The organism is uncultured Bacteroides sp. (assembly GCF_905207245.1).
GTDB lineage: Bacteria > Bacteroidota > Bacteroidia > Bacteroidales > Bacteroidaceae > Bacteroides.
In genome coordinates this window covers 38,756-48,565 of the sequence record NZ_CAJLKP010000046.1, presented here as the reverse complement: position 1 = coordinate 48,565, position 9,810 = coordinate 38,756, and the positions used below count along the sequence as shown (strand labels likewise).

5 protein-coding genes are annotated in these 9,810 nt (G+C 40.9%); all 5 read left to right on the top strand.

Annotation, left to right across the window (positions count from 1 at the left end):
- Positions 1-4 precede the first annotated feature (4 nt).
- The 5 genes from QZ135_RS14465 to QZ135_RS14445 all read left to right on the top strand — a co-directional run bounded on the left by QZ135_RS14465 (position 5) and on the right by QZ135_RS14445 (position 9,798).
- The gene (locus QZ135_RS14465; protein ID WP_294610634.1) at positions 5-1,132 is read left to right on the top strand and encodes a glycoside hydrolase family 172 protein; all 1,128 of its coding nucleotides are present in this window, start codon (positions 5-7) and stop codon (positions 1,130-1,132) included.
- Between the two features lie 64 nt (positions 1,133-1,196).
- Entirely contained in the window at positions 1,197-4,403 is a 3,207-nt protein-coding gene (locus QZ135_RS14460) for a TonB-dependent receptor (protein ID WP_294610629.1), read from the top strand.
- A 21-nt stretch (positions 4,404-4,424) separates the two neighbouring features.
- On the top strand, positions 4,425-6,254 hold the full coding sequence (locus QZ135_RS14455; protein ID WP_294610627.1) for a RagB/SusD family nutrient uptake outer membrane protein: 1,830 nt from the start codon (positions 4,425-4,427) through the stop codon (positions 6,252-6,254).
- 24 nt (positions 6,255-6,278) lie between these two features.
- A complete protein-coding gene (locus QZ135_RS14450) occupies positions 6,279-6,689 on the top strand; it encodes a DUF4945 domain-containing protein (protein ID WP_294610625.1) in 411 nt (136 codons plus the stop codon).
- A 112-nt stretch (positions 6,690-6,801) separates the two neighbouring features.
- The gene (locus tag QZ135_RS14445) at positions 6,802-9,798 is read left to right on the top strand and encodes a GH116 family glycosyl hydrolase (protein WP_294610623.1); all 2,997 of its coding nucleotides are present in this window, start codon (positions 6,802-6,804) and stop codon (positions 9,796-9,798) included.
- The last annotated feature ends 12 nt before the right edge of the window (positions 9,799-9,810 follow it).

Below are 9,810 nucleotides of genomic sequence, written 5' to 3'. Positions count from 1 at the left end.
TGCAGTGAGCGTTTATGCTCAAAACTTCAATGGACTTGACATGAATATGGGTAATCTGTCGAGATTATCTAATGCAAAAACCCGCTCCATCAGTCCTGAAAACTTTACCGGCGAAAAAGGCAAGGGTAGTATGGCCGATCCGGTAAGGGATAAAGATAAACCTAATCAAGCTAATGCGCATCATGCGGCTAAAGATTTAGGCAAAGGCTGGAAAGTAAATCCATTCATTATTGTAAAGCCCGGCGAAACAATGACAATTGCTGAAATCGAAGGCCCTGGAGCTATTCAGCAAATTTGGATGACACCAACAGGTAATTGGCGCTTTTCTATTATCAGAATGTATTGGGATGATGAGAAAGAACCATCTGTTGAATGTCCGGTAGGCGACTTCTTTTGTAGCGCATATAATGAATATGCACAACTATCTTCTTTGGCCGTTTGCGTAAATCCAGGTAGTGCTTTCAACTGCTACTGGAAAATGCCTTTCCGTAAAAAAGCACGCATCACATTGGAAAATATAAATACTGCTGAAGAAATGCGTTTGTACTACCAAATTAACTACACATTAACCGATATTCCTGAAGATGAAGCTTATTTCCATGCACAATTCCGTCGTTCTAATCCCACTAAAGGTTCATTGCACACATTGATAGATGGCGTAAAAGGCAAAGGCCAGTATGTAGGCACTTATTTGGCTTGGCGTGTGAATGATAATTGCTGGTGGGGCGAAGGCGAGATAAAATTCTACATGGACGGTGATAAAGAATATCCTACTATTTGCGGAACTGGAGCAGAAGATTATTTCTGTGGTTCATACAACTTTGAAAATCCCAAAACTCGCCAATACCAAGAGTTTACTACTCCTTATGCCGGAATGCATCAGGTCATCCGTCCAGATGGACTCTATCGTGCAGTTACTGCCTTTGGACTCTATCGCTGGCATATTTTGGACCCCATACGCTTTGATAAAGATTTGAAAGTTACAATACAGGATTTAGGTTGGCGCCATGATGGTCGTTATAACAATCAAAAATCTGATATTTCATCAACTTCTTTTTGGTATCAAACTGAACCACATGTTAAGTTTCCAATCTTGCCAAGCAAAGATGATTTAGAAATTCCAAGATGGTAAGAACAGCGTATACTTGATATATACAATCACAATGAATTTTTATTAACTATTAAATCAAAGTATTATGAGAATTTCTTTTAAAAGAAATGGTTTCATAGCATTGGCATCAATGTTATCATTAGCAGTGTATGCGGGAGACAATGTATTTCCTGCAACTGCTAAGTTGGCAAATGAATCTACTCAAGTATCTGAACACGGCATCAATACATCCAATGAGATCCAACAAGCGAGAATAATACAAGGAACTGTGTTAGAAGAAGGTACTAATGAGCCTCTTATTGGAGTGAATGTCATTGTTAAAGGAACTGCTATAGGTACTACAACTGATGTGGAAGGAAGATATTCAATAAGAATACCTTCTGATGATGCAATATTGGTATTTTCTTATATCGGTCAGAGCACAGAAGAACATCCTGTTAAAGGTCTGAAGAGTTTGGATGTTGTTATGAAGAGTGATGCTACAATGCTTTCTGAAGTTGTAGTATATACTGGCTACATGAGTCAGAGAAAGGCAGACCTGACAGGTTCCGTATCTATGGCCGATGCAAAAGATATCAAGAATACTTCTGCCAATGCCATGAAGTCTTTGCAAGGTAAGATGGCCGGTGTAAAGATTACGACCAATGGTGGTAACCCAGCCGAAAGTGTAGGTATCCAGATTCGTGGGCTATCTTCTTTATCTGGTGCTGTGACCCCTCTGATCGTATTGGATGGTATGCCGACGCAGAACCTGAATCTTCGTGATATCAACTCGGGTGATATTGAGTCCATCCAGGTCTTGAAGGATGCTGCTTCCGCTTCTATTTATGGCGCACGAGCTTCTGGCGGTGTAATCTTAATTCAGACCAAGAAAGGTAAGGTTGGCAAGACTACCATCGATTATAATGGTAGCGTTTCTGTCAGCAAGATACTGAATAAACCAGAGATGATGAACACGGAACAATTTGGTATCGCTGCTTTCCGCGCTGCTGCCTATGACGAATGGGCTTACGGATCGGCCCTACTTTTTCCAAATGGCTACGAGTATGACTATCATAGGGGTGAAAATGGTATGCTAGTGATGGACGGCATGCGGACAAAAGATTTTTTGGATAACGACCATTTGGTGAGAACTGCTGATACGGATTGGATGGATGAAATATTTCGCACTGCTTTGTTGACCAATCACCAAATCACGATTTCCAATGGCACTGAAAAGGCTAAGAGCTTATTTTCATTGGGGTACTCCAACAATCAAGGTACGCAGATACATTCCTTTTTTAAAAAATATTCTGTACGTGCCAACACAGAATACAGTCTGATTAAAGACCGTGTAAAAGTAGGCGAAAACCTAGCTATATCTTATTTGCAGTATAAAGACCAATATCAAACTTTTAATGCTATGATCATGCCGTCCATTGTTCCTGTTTACGATGTAAATGGTAACTGGGCTGGCCCAGCTGGACTTGATGATATCAATAATCCGGTTCGTATGATGACAATGGGTAAGGATAACATCAGCAACTACGTAAAAATCGTCGGTGATATCTTTATGGATGTAAATATTTGGAACGGAATCTCGGCCAGAACCCAGTTCGGGGTGGATTATGGCAACTCCTACAGCAGGGCAATAGATGGCGCCTTTGTAGAGACAGGTTTCAGAGGTAATACTAAAAATTATGTAAGTAACAATCAGTCTCACCCGTTGAGTTACGTATGGACCAATACTTTATCTTATAATCAAAGTTTGGGTAAGCACCACATTGATGCTGTGTTGGGTACTGAATTCACCCGATATGTACAGGAAGGGTTTTCTGCTAAAAGAGAAGGTCTTTATTTGGAAGATCGTGATTTCGCCCATCTTGGTGTAGCTACTGGTAGTGAAATTACCCTAGGTAGCTCGGCTGACGAATATGCTTATTTCTCACTCTTCGCTAAGGCTAATTACTCATACGCTGGCAAGTATTTACTGTCTGCTACAGTGCGTCGTGATGGTTCTTCTTTATTCGGTGCTAACAATCGCTATGCTGTATTTCCTGCATTTTCGGTCGGCTGGAGAATCAAGGATGAAGCTTTTATGGAAGAGACCGACTGGCTGTCCGATTTGAAGCTACGCCTCAGTTGGGGTGCTAACGGTAGTGTACAAGGATTACCTCGTGGTTATACAACGACTCCGTTTACTACCAGTTATTTTGATACAGCTTACCCCATTGAAGGCCAAGAAACCGGTAATCTACAATCGGGCTATAGAAGAACTTGGCTCGGCAATCCTGATTTGAAGTGGGAGACTACAAAGCAAACTAACGTTGGTATTGATTTCGGTTTTTTCAATCAACGCTTGACGGGTTCTTTCGATTATTACAACAAGAAAACTAAAGATATTCTTGTACAGACTCCATACATTGCTGCAATGGGTGAAGGTGGTGAGCCATGGATTAACGGTGCAAGTATGAACAACCAGGGTGTAGAATTTGCTTTGACTTTCAGAAGTGAACCTACTAATGATTTCCAATGGGCAATTACGGCTAACATTGGTACATACAAAACAGAGTTGACTGAACTCCCCTCCAATGTAATCAACAAATATGCAGGTGACGGTGTGCATGATTTGATTCTGGGACGCTCACCAAACACTATGTATGGTCTGGTTGCCGATGGTATCTTCCGCACACAGGAAGAAGTCGACGCTCATGCTGATCAGCCAGGCAAAGCAATCGGACGTATTCGTTATAAAGACTTGGACGGTGACGGCGTAATCAACGAAACATATGATAGAACCTGGATAGGCTGTTCTGATCCAGATTTCTTCGGTGGGCTTAACTTTGACTTCGCTTACAAAGGCTTTGACTTAAATTTGTTTTTCGAAGGATTGTTTGGTAACGACGTGAACAGTGACTGGAAAAAGGAAAGCGACATTTGGCTTTATACGAATCCGGCTTGGAAGAATCATGCTACCCGCATGTTGGGCGCTTGGTCACCCAGCAACTCAGGTTCCGATATTCCAGCCATTACAAACAATACCTCTAACAATGAGCAGCGCTTCTCTTCTTATTTTGTAGAAGATGGTTCGTACATTAAATTGAGAAATATAGAGCTGGGGTATACTTTCCCTGCTCACCTTACTGAGAAGATGTATATGAAGAATCTGCGTCTGTATGTTTCTGCTGATAATGTTTTTACGTTGAAGAAATTCTGGGGAGCTGATAAGTATACCAGTTTTGACCCTGAATGGCCTTCTTACGCTTATTTGACACCGTTTACTTTCAGCTTCGGTATTAACGTTACTTTCTAAACTAAATAAAAAGAACAAATTATGAAAAGAATATATTCTTTATCGATCGCTTTACTTTCATTATTGGGAGTTTGCAGTTGCGATTCGTACCTGAATGTCAATCCCAAGCAAGTGTTGGATGAAAATATACTTAGCAAACCTAGTGATATTGAAGGTTTTGTAACGGCTGCTTATGCTCGTATGTGCGAGATCGGTTCGTTTGAGTCTGTTTACATGTATTGGTGGTCCGGTTCCATGCGTTCGGATGACGTTTATAAAGGTGGTGGTGGCGTTGCAGATGCTATCGGTTCTTTCGGTAATATGTCACTTTTTACTAATGTGACCTCTGATACGGGTGGATTGGACGGAACTTGGTATGTATCTTATCAAGTCATTCAGAGATGTAACACAGCTATCCAGAGGATGGCAAACTTCACGGAAGAAGAACTACCGGAGAAAAACAGCTATATGGGCGAGATGCTCTTTATCCGTTCGTTTACACTGTATCGACTGAAGAAACTTTGGAAGTATGTACCCTACATTGATGAGAACGTGACAGGTACGTCCGAGGCTTTTGAAGCTGTGCCTAATCGTGAATCCGGACAGGATAATGATCTTTATTTATGGCAACGTATTCTCGACGATTTCAAGAAAGCCGAAAGCCTGCTCCCTTTGGATCAAAAAGACAAAGGTCGTGTGAGTCGCAATGCTGCTACTGCTATGATTGCCAGAACAATGCTGAATATGGCATACGAACAGGATAACCGGCATCAAGTGGTAGGCATTAATAAACAAATGCTTGAAGAGGCCTTGCCTTATATTGATAAGATTATTGCTCAGGAAGGCGACCGTGTAGGTTTGGAACCCGACTTCGCCAACAACTTCCTGTTACAATACGACAACGCTACCAAAGAATCCATTTGGGAGTTGCAGTTCTCTATCAACGACGGTCTTTCATCCGGTGGCCGAATCAACCGTGCCGAAGGTTTGAATCATCCTTATATGTGGCCCAAGGATGAAAATGGTAATGCCAAATTCCAATGCTGCGACTTCAATCATGCCAGCTACACTCTGACCAATGCCTTCAAGACGGATCAAAATGGTTTACCTCGTTTCGAAGATTATAACGACGACGACTATGGTCAGTACATCAAGAATCCTGATGGTTCGTACAATCTGGATATTGTTAACAGTGGTGCTAAAGATTACTTTGACAAATATACATGGGATCCGCGTTTCAGCCATACTATCGTAGCCCCTGGTCAACCCTGGAAGTATAACCCCGACTTGATATTCCACTCATCTGCCAGCCGTGATCCGATTACTTATAGTTTTCTGAAGCCCATCAAAGATATGCCGGATCCAGATTGTGGCTGTTTGATGTATGATGGATGGCAGTTTAACTCTATGAACAAGAAGATGATTCGTTACGATGATGTCTTGTTGTGGAAAGCTGAAATCCTGATTCAATTGGATAGAGAGATGGAAGCTCTGCCATTAATCAATCAGATTCGTTCTCGTGCAGCCAATAGTAGAATTCGCTTGATAAAAGCCGATAACCAGCCTACAATGGACTATCATGTCGCTACTTATCAACCAGGCGTAAACTGCACATGGACCAGAGACTACGCTTGGCAAGCGCTAGTGTGGGAGAATCGTTTAGAATTTGCTTGTGAAGGCCATCGTTTCTTCGATCTGCAGCGTTGGGGTACTTTGGCAGAAACTATGAATGAATACTTTGCTATCGAAAGAACTCGTTTTCCGTGGTTCAATAGTGCTCGCTTTACTGCTGGTCGTGATGAGTACTTTCCAATTTCACAACCCCAGATGGAATACGCAAAGGGTAATTATACGCAGAATCCTGGATATTGATGTCTAACTATTAAAAAGAAAATTATGAAAAAAATAGCAACCGTTTTTATAATGCTGCTGGCAGTGTTGTCACTATCCAGCTGCTATGATAGAAGTGTACTTGATGACAAAGGCTTGAACTACTTCATGCCGATAGCAGAAAATGTACAATATACTCAGGATGATGCCACAGTTACATTGACTTGGAAAATCCCTACCGAAATACCCGAAGAATTTATACGTCCTATTGCAGTGCAGATACAAGTGGTGGAAAATGATATCTATAGAGATAGGATAACCTTGGTAAATGAAGAAACATCCCATGATTTCACTATTGATCCAACAAGAAAATATCGCTATATCGTCAAGTTGGTAGGTACTTTTACCGAAGATGCTCAGGAAACTGGACGTACTTCCAAAGTTACTTCTGAGGGTGTAATTGCTAAAATAGAATAGTCTCAAAAGGAGTGTTCACAAATAGAGAGTGTGCTTTTATTGGAACAAGAATTAATTGTTGTTTTTCTGAATAGGCCCGCTCTCTATTTTTTCCAAAATAAAATACAAGCTTATGATAAAAAAAGTATTGACAATATCAGCCTTGTTGGGTACAATGACTCTCTCTGTGGCGCAGACTATACCTCAGACTAACGAAGTGTCATCTGGTGCTCTTTCAAGAAAGTTTAATGGAATATATCAAGGAGAAAATCTGAATCGGATTGCATTTCCTATTGGTGGTATTGGCGCTGGTATGTTCTGTTTGGAAGGAACCGGTGCTATCTCGCATGTATCGCTCAGACATCATCCAGATGTAATGAACGAACCATATGCTTTTGCTGCTATTTATGTAAAAGGCTTTGAGTCGGGAGCAAAAGTATTAGAAGGTCAGATACCGACCTGGAAATTGTTCGGACCCGTTCAGAGCAGTTTAGGTAGAGGGGATAAAACATATGGTTTGCCTCGTTTTGAAGAAGTAGCTTTTCAGTCACATTTCCCTTTTGCAACTATAGATTTAAGAGATAAGACTTTTCCTTTGCAGGCAAAAATTATAGGTTGGAGCCCCTTTATTCCAACAGATCCTGATAATTCCAGTCTGCCGGTAGGAGTACTGGAATATCAGCTTACGAATGTCTCTGATAAGACTCTTGAGACTGTCTTTTCTTATAATGCAAAGAATTTTATTGATGACCAGGGGACTATCCAAGGGGTAAAAAATGGGTTTATTTTGGAATCTAACCAAAATGATAGTGGCCTGGCTATTTATGTAGACAATGATGAAGCAGTGGTAGACTATTGTTGGTTTCGTGGTGGTTGGTTTGATTCCCAAACTGTGGTCTGGGATAATATCCGTTGTGGAAGGATGGCCAATAATCAGCCCGTTAAAGGAGTTGCTCCAGGAGCATCTGTTTATGTCCCGGTAGCATTGCAACCAGGAGAGACAAAAACTGTTAGAGTAAACTTCTGCTGGTACTTTCCTGATTCAAATCTTTCTATCGGCTTTGCCAGAAAAACAGGTAAGGCATACATTGGAAGCCCTTCTAAAGGAACTGCTCCTAATCAACAATCTGTAAGCGGCTTTGCTGGTAAACAGTTGTTGAATTCGTTCGATAAAGGAGGTGATGGCTTGGTAGGTATTATTCAATCTCCTGAGTTTAATATTGAAAAAAGATACTTGAAATTCCTGGTAGGTGGAGGTAATCAGACCGACCGTACTTCTGTTAATTTGGTTATTGATGGAAAGATTGTTCAAACGGCGGCTGGTAATCAGTCTGAAATTCTGAATGAAGTTGTTTGGGATTTGAAACTTTTCCAAGGAAAGAAGGCTATTTTGAAAGTCATAGATTTGGATGTATATCCTTGGGGACATATCCTTGCCGACCAGTTTGTATTGACCAATGATGAGAATGAGAATCTTTATGATTTATCTTCTACGGCAACAGTACTTGCTGACTTTGAAGATAATAGCTGGAAAGATTGGCAAGTCATGGATTCTTCTGAAGAAGAAAAGCAATTTCTGATAAATGAAGAGGATACTGAGACCACATACCGGCCTTGGTATTCCAAGCGTTTTAAGAATTTGAATGAAGTTATTGGTTATTGGGATGCAAACCATGTGACATTGAAGAAAAATAGCAAATTGTTTAGCGACGCATTCTATGATTCCACCTTACCTGATGAAGTTTTGGAAGCTATTGCTGCTAATTTGACCATATTGAAATCTCCAACAGTATTACGCCAATGGGATGGACGATTTTGGGCTTGGGAAGGATGCCAAGATTCTTGGGGCTCTTGCCACGGAAGTTGTACGCATGTATGGAACTATGCACAGGCTCTGCCACATTTATTCCCATCTTTAGAAAGAACATTACGTGAAACGGAGTTTAGGGTGGCTCAAAATGCGAAAGGGCATCAGAATTTCAGAGTAAACATGCCTATTTCTCCACCACCACATGATTTTCATGCTGCTGCTGACGGACAGTTGGGTGGAATTATGAAAGTCTATCGTGAATGGCGGATAAGTGGAAACACCCAATGGATGAAAGACCTTTTCCCTGCTGTAAAGAAAAGTCTTGACTATTGTATCCGTACATGGGATCCCTTGCAGAAGGGCTATCTTGAAGAACCGCATCATAATACCTATGACATTGAGTTCTGGGGGCCGGATGGCATGTGTACCAGTTTTTATTTAGGTGCCTTAACTGCATTTATTGAGATGAGTAAGGCACTGAAACAATCCACAAAAAAGTACGATATTTTGCTGGCAAAGGGCAAGAAATATATGGAAAATACTCTTTTTGATGGAGAGTATTTCATACAAAAGATTCAATGGGAGGGACTTCAGGCACCTAATCCGGTAGATGTACTTTCTTTCGGAGGAGGCTATTCGGATGAAGCCATGAAATTGCTCAAAAAAGAAGGTCCTAAATATCAGTATGGCAGTGGTTGTTTATCCGATGGTATTCTAGGAATGTGGATGGCTTCTGTATGCGGATTGAATGAAGTTCTTAATAACGAAAAAGTAAAGAGTCATTTGGTATCTGTACACAAGTATAATTTGAAGGATAATCTCGTAGATCACTTTAATCCCCAAAGACCGGCTTATGCTTGTGGCAAGGAGGGAGGATTACTGCTCTGTACCTGGCCGAAAGGTGGTATGTTGTCATTGCCCTTTGTGTATAGCAATGAAGTCTGGACAGGCATTGAATATCAGGTTGCCAGTCATTTGATGATGAAAGGTGAAGTAGCAAAAGGGTTGGATATCGTTCGTGAATGCCGCAAAAGATATGATGGGAGAGTGAGAAATCCATTTGATGAAATAGAATGTGGTCATTGGTATGCACGTGCTATGGCAAGTTACGGCATGTTGCAGGGACTTACCGGGGTCAGATATGATGCTGTTAGTAAGACCATGTATATAGACTCTAAGATTGGTGATTTCAGAAGTTTTATCAGTACAGAAACAGGTTTCGGTACAATAGAATGGAAACATGGAAAGCCTTCTTTGAATGTTGTGTATGGAATCATTGATGTAAAACATTACAATGTTTCAGGTAAGACGATGAATTAAAATCAATTGAAA

Bases quoted from the DNA above. Each gene is read 5' to 3' on its own strand.
- QZ135_RS14460 (WP_294610629.1), top strand. From the start codon at position 1,197: ATGAGAATTTCTTTTAAAAGAAATGGTTTCATAGCATTGGCATCAATG.
- QZ135_RS14455 (WP_294610627.1), top strand. From the start codon at position 4,425: ATGAAAAGAATATATTCTTTATCGATCGCTTTACTTTCATTATTGGGA.
- QZ135_RS14450 (WP_294610625.1), top strand. From the start codon at position 6,279: ATGAAAAAAATAGCAACCGTTTTTATAATGCTGCTGGCAGTGTTGTCA.
- QZ135_RS14445 (WP_294610623.1), top strand. From the start codon at position 6,802: ATGATAAAAAAAGTATTGACAATATCAGCCTTGTTGGGTACAATGACT.